This is a genomic window from Microbacterium sp. UBA837, assembly GCF_002296025.1.
Classification (GTDB): domain Bacteria; phylum Actinomycetota; class Actinomycetes; order Actinomycetales; family Microbacteriaceae; genus Microbacterium.
On record NZ_DBHD01000106.1, the window covers coordinates 20,359 to 34,965 of the forward strand.

Here is a 14,607-nt window from a genome sequence, read left to right on the forward strand (position 1 = left end):
TTCGTTCAGGCGAGTTGGTGTTCGCTGGCGCGAGTTCGGCCAGGACGCGGCCGCGCGGGGCTTCAGCGCCCGAGCCGGGTGTCGAGCCAGTCGAACATCCGCTCGTCGGTGAGGAGGCGCGCCAGCGGCTGACAGTGGTAGTCGGCGCCTTCGTCTGCCGTGAAGGGCTGAAGCGTGGCATCCGGCACCATCGCAGCGAGTTGCTCGGACTGGCCCGGCCAGAACTGTTCCTTCTCGGGAGAGGTGATCAGGAGCGGCGTCGTGATCTTCGCGGCATCGTCTGGCTCGAGCCGGTAGCGCAGCATCTCAACCATCGTGTCGTACGGACTGTCCTTCCCGAACGGCTTCGCGCGGAAGTTCCACAGGCGCGAGACCGACTTCGAGTAGCGCAAGGCCATCTCCATCCCGCGATCGAACTTCTCCTTCTCGCCCTTCTCGACGAGCTCCATCTCGGACTTCGGGATGCCGGCGCGCCACGACTGAGACACGTCGACGACTCCGGGGTCAGCCACCGCTGCCGCGATCCGGTGTTCGAACGCCAGGGCGCGGGGGAGCCAGTACCCGGCCTGGCTGATGCCGTAGGCCACGATACGGTCGGCATCCACGTCATCCCGAGCAACGAGCACGTCGACGACCGGTGTGATGACAGCCTCCCAGTCGTAGCGGAACGGGATGTCCTTGTCGAACAGCATCGACTGCTGACCGGGGCCGTCGAACATGAGCACGTTGTAGCCGCGCTGGAGGCCGCCGAGGCCTCCGGTTGCCCACATGCTGCTGATCGATCCGTCGCTGCCGTTGACGAGGATGAGGGTCGGTGCCTTTTCGCCGTCCGTGCTCGCCGTGAACAAGTAGCCCGGCATCGTCGTGTCTTCGTACGGGATCGCGATGCGTTCGGCGCGGTATGGCGCGCGGTCGACAAACGCGTCCCATGCGGCCCGGTGGGCGCGGAAGGTGTGCTGCAGCTTGTCGGTGTCGCCCAGGGACGCCGCCGCGTTCACGGCGGGGGCGTAGGCGTTTGCTGCGCGAAGGTAAGCCGCCGCGGCGCTGGTGCGATGCCCGGCATCCGCTGAGGCCGCGGCCTGACCGGCGAGGCGTTCGCCGAGTGCGCTCCAGGCTTGGTGCCAGCCCTCGTGGTCACCATCCTTCACGTCGGCGATGGTCCGCAGCACCTCGCCGACATCCGCGCCGCCGTAGGGAGCCTGTCCGAGCTGGATTCGCACCTCGAAGTCGAAGTCTTCGCTGTAGAACCCCGTCTCGAAGACGTCGTGCGCGTGCCTGCTGAATAGATTCGCCACCATCTCTCCCCGAGTGCAGTTGGGGGCAGGCTATCGGGGCGAACGCCGCAGCGGAAGTGGTGTGTGCGGACGCGGCCGGCGGAGCCTCCGGCGGCAGGGGCCCGCCTGAGGGGTGGTGTAGATACGGCAAGAGGACCGCCCCTTCGGGACGATCCTCTCGCCGTAACGTGCCCCCGCGCCCTCCCGCCACTCCACGCGCCGCTGCGCGGCCCGCGGAGCCTCCGGCGGCAGGGGCCCGCCTGATGGTGCCGTAACGTGCCCCCGACAGGAATCGAACCTGCGACCTTTGGTACCGGAAACCAACGCTCTATCCCCTGAGCTACGGAGGCGTACCGATCGAGATTACCATCGCGCGCCGGGCCCGCCCTGACCACCCCGAACACGGGGCATCAGGACGCGTCATCCGCAGGTCCTCGCGGCGTGCGAGGATACTCCGGTGCATCGCATCGTGACCGCCGAACTGGACCTGGAACTCCGGGCATCCATCGACCTCATTTTCCAGATCGCCGTCGCCCAGCATGCACCTGTCCTGAGCGAAAACCTCACGTTCTCGCAGGGGGATCGGGTCTACACACCGATCGAGATCATCGACCAGACCGGAAGCCGCCTGCACCGCTTCTGCGGCGAGCCGGGAGTGCTCGAGGTTCGCTACGACGCCGTCGTCGACGAGCAGGTGACATCTCGTCCCACGAGCGATCTCGAGGCGATCACCTACCTGCGGCCGAGCCGGTACGCGCAGTCAGACGAGGTGTTCTCGCAGGCCCGGCGTCAGTTCCGCGGTATCAACGGCGAAGACCTCTTGCTCGCGGTGTCGGAGTTCGTGTCCGAAACCGTGACCTACACGCCGGGACTGAGCCTTGGCACCGACTCCGCAGTCACGACCCTGATGACGGGTCAAGGCGTGTGCCGTGACTACGCTCACCTGGTCATCGCCCTGCTGCGCGCCATGGATGTGCCCGCCCGCTACACCGCTTGTTACGCGCCGGGGCTGGAGCCGATGGACTTCCACGCCGTGGCCGAGGCCTTCCTCGATGGCGCCTGGTACGTCATCGATGCGACCCGGCTCGCCGACCGGCGCTCCCTCGTACGCATCGCGACCGGGCGGGATGCCGCGGACTGCGCTTTCCTCAGCTACCACGGCGGAAACCTGAGCCTCGATCGGATGCGCGTGGACGCCCGAATCTCCTCGCCCGACACGGATGCAGCACCCGAGGCATCCGTCCCCGACCACGCAGCATCCGACGACTTCGCTTCGCTCGTGCAGCTGGCCTGAGCGGCGAACATCCCACCAACGCGCTGAGAATTCGATTGGGCGCCTCTGACCGCAGTTCCCGAGCGGATTCTCGGCGCCGGATCGGATTCTCGCGGCTGAGGATTGCGGAATGAGGGCGGCGGGCCGGGCCACGAGCGGGGGCGCCGGGCCGCCGCGGCAGGGGAGGGGCAGTGCGCGCCTAGACTGGATCGGCCATGAACCCCGACGCACTCTCCGCCGCACTCCTCGCCGTGATCACGCCTCTTGCCGAGGCTCGACGCGACGGCGCGGCATCCGATCTCACAGTCGCAGACCTCCCGCTCGAGCGACCCAAGAACCGCGACCACGGCGACTGGGCCTCCAACGCCGCGCTCAAGCTCGCCAAGAGCCTCGGCGTGAACCCGCGCGAGTTCGCGGCCGAGATCGCCGCGGGGCTCTCGCAGGTCGACGGCGTCGCGAGCGTCGAGGTGGCGGGCCCCGGGTTCATCAACATCCGACTGGATGCCGCGGCCGCCGGTTCCCTCGCCAAAACGATCGTCGACGCGGGCGCTGCGTTCGGTACGTCGACGGCGCTCGGTGACCAGGTCATCAACCTCGAGTTCGTCTCGGCGAACCCGACGGGTCCGATCCACATCGGCGGCACCCGATGGGCTGCCGTTGGAGATGCCCTCGCCCGCATCCTTGCCTCGCAGGGCGCGAACGTGACGCGGGAGTACTACTTCAACGACCACGGCGCCCAGATCGACCGGTTCGCGCGCAGCCTCGTCGCCGCGGCGGAGGGGCGGCCGGCTCCCGAAGACGGGTACGGCGGGGCCTATATCGCCGACATCGCGGCGCGCGTCACGGATGCCTACGACGGTGACCTCGACGCCCTGGATGCCGACGCCAAGCAAGAGGCGTTCCGCGAGCTCGGTGTCGGGTTCATGTTCGACGAGATCAAGCAGAGCCTGCACGAGTTCGGCGTCGACTTCGACGTGTACTTCCACGAGAACGACCTGCACGCATCCGGTGCGGTCACCCGGGCCGTGGCGCGGCTGCGCGAGCTCGGCCATATCTACGAGGCGGATGGCGCGACCTGGCTGCGATCGACCGACTTCGGTGACGATAAAGATCGCGTTGTCATCAAGAGCGACGGTCAGCCCGCCTACATCTCGGGTGACCTCGCCTACTACCTCGACAAGCGCGAACGCGGTTTCAACCGCTGCATCATCATGCTCGGAGCCGACCACCACGGCTACGTCAAGCGCCTCATGGCGATGTGCGCGGCGTTCGGCGACGAGCCGTATGTCAACCTGCAGATCCTCATCGGCCAGATGGTGAACCTGCTGCGCGAGGGCCAGCCCGTGCGCATGTCCAAGCGCGCCGGGACGGTTGTGACCCTCGAAGACCTCGTCGAGGCCGTCGGGGTGGATGCCGCCCGCTACGCGCTCACGCGCAGTTCCACGGATTCGAACCTCGACATCGACCTCGACATCCTGCAGAAGCGCACGAACGATAACCCGGTGTTCTACGTGCAGTACGCACACGCCCGCACGCACAACGTGGGCCGCAATGCCGCTGCAGCAGGCGTTGACCGCAGCGTGTTCGCGCCCGAGACCCTCACGCACGAGACCGAGTCGGCTCTGCTGGGCGCCCTGCAGGAGTTTCCCCGCACTGTCGCGTTCGCCGCCGAGGTGCGCGAGCCTCACCGCATCGCCCGCTATCTCGAAGAGCTCGCGGGCCTCTACCACCGGTGGTACGACAACTGCCGGGTAATCCCGCTCGGCGATGACCCGATCGAGCCGGTGCACCAGACGCGGCTGTGGCTCAATGACGCCACCGGTCAGGTGCTGCGCAACGGACTGACGCTGCTGGGCGTTGGAGCCCCGGAACGGATGTAACCGATGACGGATGCCGAACACCCGACCGACCCGCTGCCGGACCTGCGCGCGGGGTGGGTGCTCGCGGTTCCCGAGGAGCCGAAGAAGCGCCGCCGGGTGTGGCCGTGGCTCGTCGGGGTCGCGGCGGCGCTCATCGTCATCGCGGTGGTGGTCGTCGTCATCGTGGAGACCGTCGTGCGATCGACCATCGAGGCGGGCATTGCGAGCCAGGTGCGGACGAGTCTGGAGTTGCCCGCCGATCAACCCGTCGACGTGTCGGTCGAAGGTCCGCTCACCCTGCAGCTGCTCACCGGCAGTCTCGACGACATCCGGCTTTCTTCCGATGACGTTCCGCTCGGTCCGACGACGGCCGATGTCGACGTCGCCCTGCAGGGGGTGAGCACGACGGCGCCCTATACCGTGGGTGCGGGAGTAGCCACGGTGACCCTCGACCAGGCCCAGGTCGCAGCCCTCACTGACAGCGTCGCGCAGATCGACATCGTCGAGCTCACGCTGGAAGACCCCGCGATCGTCGTCGGAACCGAGCTGTCGTTGTTCGGGTTCGGCATCCCGATTTCGCTGTCGCTGGTGCCGAGCGCCGAGGCCGGCGAACTCGTGCTTCGACCCGACAGTTTGCAGGTCAGTGGACTGGCAGTCACCGCCGACGGGGTGCGCGACCAGTTCGGGTCTCTCGCCGACCCGATTCTGCAGGACTGGCAGATCTGCGTCGCGCAGTACCTGCCGGCCGCGGCGACGCTGACAGACGCCTCAGTCACGGATGACGAACTGGTCGCGACCTTCGACATCGACGGGCTGATGCTCGACGGCGCGTCGAAGACCGGCTCCTGTTCCTGAGGGGGAGTGGCGATCTCGCGTGTCTTCCTTTAAACAGATGTCTGACAACTGATATCTGAAATCAGATGGAAACCTGGCGGATGCTGCGACGAAACGCGCGCTCCGTACCGTCGGGGGAACCGGCGCATCCGTGCCGGCACCCTCGATCCCGGAGCCCGTTCAATGACCACCGCACCAGCCTCCCGCCGCGCTCGCCGCGCCGCCGGTCCTGCAGCAGTCCTCGCCGCCGCGCTCGCCCTCGCGGCGTGCTCGTCAGCTCCCTCGGACGCGTCAGGCACCCCTGCCGCCTCCTCGGACACCGTTGCGTTGACAGCGCAACTCAGCTGGATCTTCAACGAAGAGTTCGCCGGGGAGTACTTCGCCGAAACGTACGGCTACTACGAGGAGGCGGGCCTCGGGCCCGTCCAACTGGTGCCGGGTCCTTCGGCCGGGGTTCCCGAGCTCATCAGCGGAACCGCGGATGTGGCCTTCAGCGATGCAGCGACCGTCGGAGCGGCGGTCGCCCGTGAGCAGGCGCCGCTGAAGATCCTCGGCGCGGTCTTCCAGCAGAACCCTTTCGCGGTGCTCTCCCTGGCAGATGGTGCCGACATCACCTCGCCCGAAGACATGATCGGCAAGCGGATCGGCGTGCAGGACGGCAACGCCGCGCTGTTCGCGGCGCTGCTCGCGGCGAACGGCATCGATGCGGCAGAGGTCACCGTCGTCCCCGTCCAGTTCGATCCCGCCCCCCTCGTGAACAATGAGGTCGACGGATTCATCGCCTACCTCACGAATGAGCCGCTCGTCCTGGAGGCGCAGGGGATCGCGACGACCACGCTGCCCTTCGCGACGAACGGGCTCCCGTTCGTCGCCAAGACGATCACGGCGACCGACCAGTCCGTCGCGGACAACCGCGAGACGTTGAAGTCGTTCCTTCGAGCAGAGATCCAGGGCTGGGCGGATGCTGTGGGAGACGTCGATGAGACGGTCCGGCTCGTGACCGACGTGTTCGGCACGGCCCTCGACCTCGACCCGGTCGCCGTCCGGGCCGGCGCACAGGAGCAGAACGCCCTCATCGTCTCGGCCGACACCGTCGCACATGGGCTCTTGACGATCTCCCCGGAGCTCCAGGAGCGCACGCTCGCGAGTCTGGCCGCAGCGGGAATCGATGTCTCGGCGGAGGACCTGTTCGACCTGAGCCTGCTCGACGAGGTGTACGCGGAGTTCCCCGAACTCGCCGACCTCGGTTCCTGACCACATGCGGGGTCCGCGCTCCCAGCGCGGGCCCCGTCGGCGTTGCCCCTTCTGAGGAGAGATCCCATGACCCTGCGAATGATCATCGACACCGACACCGCCCAGGACGACGCCTTCGCGCTCCTGATCGGCCTGCGCCATCCGGGTGCGAGCCTCGAGGCGGTGACGATCAACTACGGCAATGTCGCGTTCGACCAGATGGTCGAGAACGCCCTCTACACGATCGAGGTGGCAGGGCGCGCGGGGCAGGTCCCCGTGTACGAAGGAGCCCGGCTACCGCTGCTGGCGCCATTCGACGACTCGTCGTACGTCCATGGTGCCGACGGCTTCGGCGGTGCGGGTTTCCCCCGCGCCCACCAACGCCCCGAGAGCGAGAACGCCGTGGTCGCGCTCCTTCGCCTCGTCGCGGCGAACCCCGGTGAGTTCACGATCATCGCTCAGGCGCCGCTGACCAACCTCGCCCTGGCAGCCGCGGCCGATCGGTCCTTTGCGGGGAACGTGAAGGAGCTGATCATCATGGGCGGCACCAACAACGCGGCGGGGAACATCACTGCGGCCGCCGAGGCGAACTTCTTCCACGATCCCGAGGCGGCGGCGCTCGTGCTGCGAGCGGGTTTTCGCACCACGCTCGTGCCGTGGGATCTGGTGATGCGTCAGGGGGTGTTCGACCTCGGGAAGCTGTCGCAGATCGAAGCGCTCGACACGCCAGCCTCCCGGTTCTTCGTGCGCGCGAATCGTGGCACGCTCGCGTACAACAAGAAAGCGCATGGCATGGACGGAAGCACCCACCCCGACTCCATCGCCGCCGCGATCGCCGTGGAGCCCGGGATCGTCACCAAGGCGAGCGACTACTATGTGGACGTCGAGACCGCGAGCGGCGTCGCAACGGGCTACTGCCTTGTGGACTCGGTCCGCCGGTCCGGCCGCGAGCCGAACGCGCGGGTGATCGAGGAGATCGACGAGGACCTGTTCTTCCAGACGATGCTCCGCGTCCTCGCGTGAACCCGCGATCCGGGGCGGGGACACCGTGATGACCGCTACGACCCTAGCCACGAGAGAAGGCTCCATGACCCTCGAGCCCTTGACTCTGACCGTCGGGCAGCCCCTTCGGGTCGCGGTCTACAACAGCATCTCCCGGGCTATTCGCAACGGGACCTACGCTCTGGGGTCCGTGCTGCCCAGCGACGCCGAGTTCTGTGCGTCGCTCGGCGTCAGTCGGCCGGTTGTGCGAGAGGCGATGCTCCTGCTCGAGGAGGACCGCTTGATCTCGACGAGGCGCGGCGTCGGTCGGTTCGTCAGCCACGCCCTTCCGCGCGTCGGTCTGGAGCGCGTGCGCGGATTGGAGTTCCTGATCGGCGATCCTGCCGGCCCCGTCACCGTGGATCGCCTCAGCCACGAGATGCAGCAGGCTTCCGATCTGCTCTCGTGGGCTCTCGGGCTCGACGCGTCCGCTGCCGTCTGGACATGGGAATCCGTGCTCCGGCGAGGTGGGCGGGCGATCGCGCTGGCATTCGAGGCGGTTCCCGCGTCGGTGTCGTCCGCGTTCGCAGACCCGGCGAGCGACAGCATGCCCGGGGCGTCGGCGCTGACTCGGCTCCTCTCGTCGGTGGACCCGTCCCAGGTCTCCAGTGCCTGCGATGTCTCGGTGGGCGTCCTCGGCGATCACCGCGCCGATGCGCTCGGCGTCGATCCCGACACGAGCGCGCTGATCCTCACGCAGCGTGTCTCCTACCGCGGCGCGGTGGTGCTCTTCGCCAAGAGCGTCGTCCTGTCCGAAGCCGGCACCATCTCGCTCCAGCAGAGCGCGTGATGGTCGCCACGCCTCTTCTGATCAATCTGCATTCCCACCTGGAAGGGCGGGTGCGGCCGAGCACGGCGGCGCAGGTCGCGCGAGAACTCGGGATGCCGGATGCCGAGCGCGACTGGGTGGCGGCGCTGCAGCTGGACGGCCCCGCAGATCTCACCACCTACCTCGTGAAGGTCGTCGCGACGTTTCCGTTCTTCTCGCGCCTCGACCTGCTCGAGCGGATCACGCGGGAGGCCGTCGAGGACGCCGCGGCCGACGGTGAGGATCACCTCGAGCTGCGATTCGGCCCCGCCTCGCATGCGTCGACGCTGTCGGAGCTCGACGCCGTCATCGGGGCGATGTGCGCGGGCATCGCGGCCGGCACGGCTGACACCGGGATCTCTGCCGGGGTCGTCGTCGCGGCCTTGCGCAGTGACCCGACCGAGGTGAATGAGGCGGTGGCACGCTCCGCGGCCCGCGCTGCGGGAAGCGGTGTGGTCGGGTTCGACCTTGCGGGAGACGAACTGCTCTTCCCCGACCTCGAGCGCTATCGCGATGCGTTCGCGATAGCTCGCAGCGCGGGACTGGGCATCACATGCCACGCCGCGGAGGCGGCACCCGGGCATGCAGCTCAGCAGGCGGTGGAGCTCTTGGGCGCCACGCGGATCGGCCATGGCGCGCGCATTGCGCAGGAGCCGGATCTCATCCGCTGGTTCGTCGAGCGTGACATCGCCATCGAAGTCTGTCCGACCTCCAACGTCTACACGGGTGCGGTGTCGTCGATGGCGGAGCACCCGGCGGCGCGGTTCGCCCGCGCCGGGGCGCGCGTCGTCCTCGGCGACGACAATCCTCGTCAGACCGGCTCCCTGCTCTCGGGCGAGGTCACGGTGCTGCGTGAGCACCTCGGATTCGACGAGTCCATGATCCGGGAGCTGTCGCGCCACAGCGTGGACGCGGCTTTCGTGGCCGACGGCGTGAGACGGAGCTGGCGCAACCGGCTCGAAACCACGCCGGAACACGGTGCGCAGGCCTGAGCGTGCAGCCAGCGGATTCCCGGGCGAGGATACCCGGTGCCCTAGACTGACCGGAGTGTCTCGGCGCGTGCGCTGACCGCCCGAGACCTGCTCGCGCCGCTCGTTCGGCGCCGAAGACTTCACTGATTGGCTTCTGCGTGTCCGCCCACCCGACTTCCGCCCCGCCCGTGCCGGCGTGGCTGGACGTGCCGTCGGACCCCAACGACCTGGTCGATGGCGTGTGGCCGACGGATGCCGCGCGCGATGCCAGCGGCGAACTGGTCGTCGGGGGAGTGAGGGCGTCAGCGCTTGCCCGGGACTACGGCACGCCGCTCTATGTACTGGACGAGAGCGAGGTGCGCGCTCATGCATTGCGTGCTCGTGAGGCGTTCTCGTCCGCTGCGGCGCGTCACGGGGTAGCGGCGCGGGTCTATTACGCCGGGAAGGCGTTCTTGAGCACAGAGGTGGTGCGCTGGGTCACCGATGCCGGCCTCGCTGTCGACGTCGCCAGCGGTGGTGAACTCGCCGTCGCCGTGGCAGCAGGTGCCGACCCGGCCCGGATCGGGGTGCACGGCAACAACAAGAGTGTCGCCGAGCTCGAGCAGGCGGTCGCTGTCCGTGTCGGCTCGATCGTCGTCGACAGCTTCCAGGAGATCGAGCGTCTCGCTGCCGTCGCGGAAGCTGCCGGCGTCGTGCAACCCGTGCTCATTCGTGTCAATAGCGGTGTCCACGCCGAAACCCACGACTTCCTTGCCACAGCGCACGAGGACCAGAAGTTCGGGTTCACTCTCGCCGACGCAGCTCTGGCGGCGGCGCGGGTGCGTGAGATCGCCGGGCTGCGGCTGATCGGTCTGCACTGCCACATCGGTTCACAGATCTTCGGTACCGCCGGTTTCGCCGAGTCGGCAGCCCGCATCGTGGGGCTTTACGCAGATCTGCAGGGTGGTACGGATGCAGCCGAAGACCTCCGGGTCCTGAACCTCGGCGGCGGCTTTGGCATCGCCTACACCCGTGCCGATGCCCCCACGACGATCGAGGTTCTCGCCGACGGGATCGCCGACGCCGTGGCCGCCGAGTGCGCCGCGCGCGGCATCCGGATGCCGAATCTCGCCTTCGAACCGGGCCGCGCGATCGTCGGGCAGGCGGGGGTCACCCTCTACACCGTCGGGACGACCAAGGCAGTCGCTCTCGAGGACGGGCTCGAGCGTCTGTACGTGAGCGTGGACGGCGGAATGAGCGACAACGCGAGGCCGGCGCTCTACGGCGCTCAGTACAGCGCGCGCCTGGCGTCCCGGGTCAGCGACGCGGCGCCCCAGCTGGTCCGCGTCGTCGGCAAACACTGCGAGTCCGGTGACATCGTCGTGGATGCCGAATACCTCCCCGCCGATGTGGCGCCCGGGGACCTCCTGGCCGTCCCCGCCACCGGCGCGTATTGCTTTTCGCTGGCCAGCAACTACAACTACCTCCCGCGTCCAGCCGTCGTGGCGGTTTGTGCCGGACGCTCCCGCGTGATCGTGCGCGGTGAGACCATCGATGACCTGCTGGCGCGTGACGCCGGCATCCTCCCGACCGAAAGGACGGCATGACCGACTATCGCCGCCTCCGCGTCGCGCTGCTGGGCGCCGGGGCCGTCGGCTCCCAGGTCGCCGCGCTGCTGCGTCAGCACGCCGACGAACTGGCAGACCGCGCCGGAGCCCGCCTCGAACTCGTGGGCATCGCCGTGCGCAATCCTGATGCGCCGCGCGACGCCGACCTGCCGCGCGAGTTGTTCACGACGGATGCCGAGACCCTCATCCTCGGTGCCGACATCGTCATCGAACTGATGGGCGGGATCGAGCCTGCCCGCACGAACCTGCTGCAGGCAATCGGTTCGGGCGCAGATGTCGTGACCGCCAACAAGGCGCTGCTTGCCACGCACGGCCCCGAGATCTTCGAGGCCGCCGACCAGGTCGGCGCGCAGGTCTACTACGAGGCTGCAGCGGCGGGCGCGATTCCCATCATCCGGCCCCTGCGCGATTCGCTCGCCGGCGACCGGGTGCAGCGCATCATGGGCATCGTCAACGGCACGACCAACTACATCCTCGACCGGATGGACACCGAGGGCGCCGATTTCGGTGAGGTCCTCGCGCAGGCGCAGGCGCTCGGGTACGCCGAGGCTGATCCGACGGCGGATGTCGAGGGTTACGACGCCGCGCAGAAGGCCGCGATCCTCGCGAGCCTCGCCTTCCACACGTCGGTGCCGCTGGAGGCCGTTCACCGCGAGGGCATCACCGCGATCGACAAGCCGATGATGGATGCCGCACGCAAGGCGGGTTACGTCATCAAGCTCCTCGCCGTCTGTGAGCGGGTCGCGAACGGCTCCGGGGACGCCATCTCGGTGCGCGTCTACCCGGCCCTCGTGCCTCGCGAGCACCCGCTCGCGAGCGTCCACGGTGCGAACAACGCGGTCTTCGTGCAGGCCGAGGCCGCCGGGAACCTTATGTTCTACGGTGCCGGAGCGGGCGGCGTGCAGACGGCATCCGCGGTGCTCGGCGACGTTGTCTCGGCAGCGCGCCGCCACATTGCCGGCGGCGTGGGTGTCGGCGAGTCGACCCGCGCGAACCTGCCGATCCTGCCGATTGGGCACGTGACTACCCAGTATCAGATCACCCTCGAGGTCACCGACGAGCCCGGTGTTCTGGCGACAGTGGCCGGCATCCTCAGCGAGGGCCGCGTCTCGATCGCGACTGTCGAGCAGTCGGTGGCTGACGCGTCAGCCGACCCGCTCGCGCGCGTCGCCGCCGACCCGACGGGCGTTGCCCGCCTCGTGATCGGTACCCACAAGGCATTGGAACAGGATCTCAGCGAGACGGTCGAGCGCCTTGCTGACAGTGACGTCGTGGACCGGGTCGTTTCGGTCCTGCGAGTAGAAGGAGATTGACGTGGCACACGTGTGGCGCGGAGTCATGAACGAGTACGCCGATCGCCTGGGGGTGACGGCGGAGTCGACGGTCGTCTCGCTCGGCGAGGGCGGCACGCCCCTCGTCCCGGCCCCGGCGCTCTCGAAGCGCACGGGAGCCCAGGTCTGGGTGAAGTTCGAGGGTATGAACCCGACCGGCTCCTTCAAGGACCGCGGGATGACCGTGGCCCTCTCTCGAGCCGTCGAGCACGGCGCCAAGGCCGTCATCTGCGCCTCGACGGGCAACACCTCGGCATCCGCTGCCGCCTACGCTGCCCACGCCGGGATCACGGCGGCAGTACTGGTACCCGAGGGCAAGATCGCCATGGGCAAGCTCAGCCAGGCTGTTGCGCACAACGGTCAGCTCATCCAGATCCGCGGCAACTTCGATGACTGCCTCGAGATCGCACGCGAACTCGCCGACAACTATCCGGTTCACCTCGTGAACTCGGTCAACCCCGACCGCATCGAGGGGCAGAAGACTGCTGCCTACGAGATCGTCGAGGTCCTCGGCGATGCGCCTGACTTCCACTTCATCCCGGTCGGCAACGCCGGCAACTACACCGCCTACTCCCGCGGTTACCGCGAGGAGGCCGAGCGCGGTGTCGCCACCCGTGTTCCACGGATGTTCGGGTTCCAGGCAGAGGGAAGTGCCCCGCTCGTGCGCGGTGAAGTCGTGAAGAACCCCGAGACGATCGCCACCGCCATCCGCATCGGCAACCCGGCTTCTTGGGAGCTCGCACTCGAGGCGCGCGCCGCAACTGACGGCTGGTTCGGCGCGATCGATGACGAGCGGATCCTGGCCGCCCAGAAGATCCTCGCCGGTGAGGTCGGCGTCTTCGTCGAGCCGGCCTCCGCGATCAGCGTTGCGGGCTTGCTCGACCGTGCCGAGGCGGGAGTGATTCCGACGGGGTCCACTGTCGTGCTCACCGTCACCGGTCACGGACTCAAGGACCCGCAGTGGGCTCTGCGTAATGCTGACGGCACGGAAGCCCGGCCGACTGTCGTGGACGCGACCACCTCTGAGGTGGCCTCGGTGCTGGGGCTCGCGCGCGCAGGGGCAACCGCGTGAACGCAGCCCGGGTTGCCGAACGGTCGGTCGTGGTGCGCGTGCCCGCGACCAGTGCGAACCTGGGTCCCGGATTCGACACACTGGGGCTCGCGCTCAGTCTCTACGATGACCTTGTCGTGACCTCGCTTCGGGAGCCGGGCCTGGACATCCAGGCCCAAGGCGAAGGCGCCGACGAGATTCCCCGCGACGAGTCCAACCTTCTGGTGCGGGCAATGGCCTACGCCTTCGAAGCCGTCGACCGCCCCATGCCCGGCCTGCGTCTGCGGGCGCGCAACACGATCCCGCACGGCCGCGGCCTCGGATCTTCGGGTGCGGCAGTCGTGGCGGGCATCCTGGCCGTCAAGGGACTGCTGGAAGGCGATGTCGAGATCGGGCCCGACACGATGCTGCGCCTGGCAACAGAACTCGAGGGGCATCCCGACAACGTCGCACCCGCGCTGTTCGGCGGTCTCACGATCGCGTGGATGGACGAGGCGATGCCGCAGCACAAGAAGCTGCTGGTGCATCGCGGCGTTTCGCCCGTGGTGTTCGTTCCGAGCTTCACGATGTCAACGAGCGTTGCCCGCAGCCTCCAACCCCTGCAAGTGCCACGAGAAGATGCAGTCTTCAATCTCTCACGGTCGGCGCTGCTGATCGCGGCTCTCACGCAGAGCCCCGAGCTGCTGCTTGCCGCCACAGAAGACAAGCTGCACCAGAACTACCGCGCGCAGGCGATGCCCGAAACCGACCGGTTGGTGCGAACGCTGCGTGAGCACGGCTTCGCTGCCGTCGTCTCGGGGGCAGGCCCGAGTGTGCTGGTCTTGGCCGACGGGCCGGGTCGTCGCCTCGAGGCTGCAGCCGTCGCCGAACAGGTCACGGACACCCCGTGGGAGGCTCACATGCTGGCCGTCGACGTCAAGGGTGGTACAGTGAAGGAGCACGCGGGGGGTTCCACGTACTTGTGAATCTGGCCCCCGCCGCATATCTGCGAAGCCTCCGCAATTCCCTCGATCACCCGAATCCGGACATCTCTGCCCGGAAGGAATCGAGGAGAGGCAGATGAGCACGAGACGCTGAGTCCCGCTCAGCACGTCGAGCCCATCGCGGCGGCTTCTTCATCCGTGCGGATCCGCACATCATTCGATTCACCGCACATTAGGTACACAAGGGAGTACTCGTGGAGTCCATCTCCGAGGTCCAGACCGACGCGTCCGAGAGCGACGCTGTCGACCAGACCACCCCCGCGGCCGAGGAGGCCGCCACACCGACCGAAACCGCAGCTTCGGAGGCATCGACCGACGAGGCAGCACCCGACGCAGGCGCGC

Annotated in this window: 12 protein-coding genes and 1 tRNA gene; 11 read left to right on the forward strand and 2 right to left on the reverse strand. The window is 68.1% G+C overall.

The window, feature by feature from the left end:
- Window positions 1–62: 62 nt before the first annotated feature.
- Both B3587_RS07900 and B3587_RS07905 read right to left on the reverse strand, forming a co-directional pair.
- Entirely contained in the window at window positions 63–1,298 is a 1,236-nt protein-coding gene (locus B3587_RS07900) for an alpha/beta hydrolase family protein (RefSeq protein WP_292727689.1), read from the reverse strand.
- Window positions 1,299–1,551: 253 nt separating this feature from the next.
- A tRNA-Arg gene (locus tag B3587_RS07905) sits at window positions 1,552–1,624 on the reverse strand.
- Window positions 1,625–1,731: 107 nt separating this feature from the next.
- Between B3587_RS07905 and B3587_RS07910 the strand changes: the two genes are divergently transcribed.
- The 11 genes from B3587_RS07910 to thrB all read left to right on the forward strand — a co-directional run bounded on the left by B3587_RS07910 (window position 1,732) and on the right by thrB (window position 14,247).
- Window positions 1,732–2,568, forward strand: coding sequence for a transglutaminase-like domain-containing protein (locus tag B3587_RS07910; protein WP_228177637.1), 837 nt, complete (start codon window positions 1,732–1,734; stop codon window positions 2,566–2,568).
- 194 nt (window positions 2,569–2,762) lie between these two features.
- Complete coding sequence (argS, locus tag B3587_RS07915; RefSeq protein ID WP_228177638.1) at window positions 2,763–4,427, forward strand: arginine--tRNA ligase; 1,665 nt, start codon at window positions 2,763–2,765, stop codon at window positions 4,425–4,427.
- Between the two features lie 3 nt (window positions 4,428–4,430).
- Window positions 4,431–5,261 carry a DUF2993 domain-containing protein gene (locus B3587_RS07920; RefSeq protein ID WP_292727692.1) on the forward strand — a complete coding sequence of 277 codons (831 nt, stop codon included), beginning with the start codon at window positions 4,431–4,433 and terminating at the stop codon, window positions 5,259–5,261.
- Window positions 5,262–5,423: 162 nt separating this feature from the next.
- Window positions 5,424–6,494 (forward strand): ABC transporter substrate-binding protein, encoded by a 1,071-nt coding sequence (locus B3587_RS07925; RefSeq protein ID WP_228177640.1) that lies wholly within the window; start codon window positions 5,424–5,426, stop codon window positions 6,492–6,494.
- Window positions 6,495–6,560: 66 nt separating this feature from the next.
- Window positions 6,561–7,496, forward strand: a complete 936-nt coding sequence (locus tag B3587_RS07930; protein WP_228177641.1) for a nucleoside hydrolase — start codon at window positions 6,561–6,563, stop codon at window positions 7,494–7,496.
- 64 nt (window positions 7,497–7,560) lie between these two features.
- Complete coding sequence (locus B3587_RS07935) at window positions 7,561–8,304, forward strand: GntR family transcriptional regulator (protein WP_292727695.1); 744 nt, start codon at window positions 7,561–7,563, stop codon at window positions 8,302–8,304.
- Window positions 8,304–9,314: an adenosine deaminase gene (add, locus tag B3587_RS07940; protein ID WP_292727704.1), complete on the forward strand. Its 1,011-nt coding sequence runs from the start codon at window positions 8,304–8,306 to the stop codon at window positions 9,312–9,314. The genes B3587_RS07935 and add overlap by 1 nt, the downstream gene beginning before the upstream one ends.
- A gap of 137 nt (window positions 9,315–9,451) precedes the next feature.
- Entirely contained in the window at window positions 9,452–10,879 is a 1,428-nt protein-coding gene (gene lysA, locus B3587_RS07945; RefSeq protein ID WP_292727697.1) for a diaminopimelate decarboxylase, read from the forward strand.
- The gene (locus tag B3587_RS07950; RefSeq protein ID WP_228177645.1) at window positions 10,876–12,213 is read left to right on the forward strand and encodes a homoserine dehydrogenase; all 1,338 of its coding nucleotides are present in this window, start codon (window positions 10,876–10,878) and stop codon (window positions 12,211–12,213) included. The genes lysA and B3587_RS07950 overlap by 4 nt, the downstream gene beginning before the upstream one ends.
- 1 nt (window position 12,214) lies before the next feature.
- Entirely contained in the window at window positions 12,215–13,303 is a 1,089-nt protein-coding gene (gene thrC / locus B3587_RS07955; RefSeq protein ID WP_228177646.1) for a threonine synthase, read from the forward strand.
- Window positions 13,300–14,247, forward strand: a complete 948-nt coding sequence (gene thrB, locus B3587_RS07960) for a homoserine kinase (protein ID WP_292727701.1) — start codon at window positions 13,300–13,302, stop codon at window positions 14,245–14,247. The genes thrC and thrB overlap by 4 nt, the downstream gene beginning before the upstream one ends.
- The last annotated feature ends 360 nt before the right edge of the window (window positions 14,248–14,607 follow it).

Excerpts from the sequence above, each read along its gene's own strand:
- B3587_RS07925 (WP_228177640.1), top strand. The coding sequence starts at position 5,424 with ATGACCACCGCACCAGCCTCCCGCCGCGCTCGCCGCGCCGCCGGTCCT.
- argS (WP_228177638.1), top strand. The coding sequence starts at position 2,763 with ATGAACCCCGACGCACTCTCCGCCGCACTCCTCGCCGTGATCACGCCT.
- B3587_RS07920 (WP_292727692.1), top strand. The coding sequence starts at position 4,431 with ATGACGGATGCCGAACACCCGACCGACCCGCTGCCGGACCTGCGCGCG.
- B3587_RS07950 (WP_228177645.1), top strand. The coding sequence starts at position 10,876 with ATGACCGACTATCGCCGCCTCCGCGTCGCGCTGCTGGGCGCCGGGGCC.
- add (WP_292727704.1), top strand. The coding sequence starts at position 8,304 with ATGGTCGCCACGCCTCTTCTGATCAATCTGCATTCCCACCTGGAAGGG.
- B3587_RS07930 (WP_228177641.1), top strand. The coding sequence starts at position 6,561 with ATGACCCTGCGAATGATCATCGACACCGACACCGCCCAGGACGACGCC.
- B3587_RS07935 (WP_292727695.1), top strand. The coding sequence starts at position 7,561 with ATGACCCTCGAGCCCTTGACTCTGACCGTCGGGCAGCCCCTTCGGGTC.
- B3587_RS07900 (WP_292727689.1), bottom strand. The coding sequence starts at position 1,298 with ATGGTGGCGAATCTATTCAGCAGGCACGCGCACGACGTCTTCGAGACG.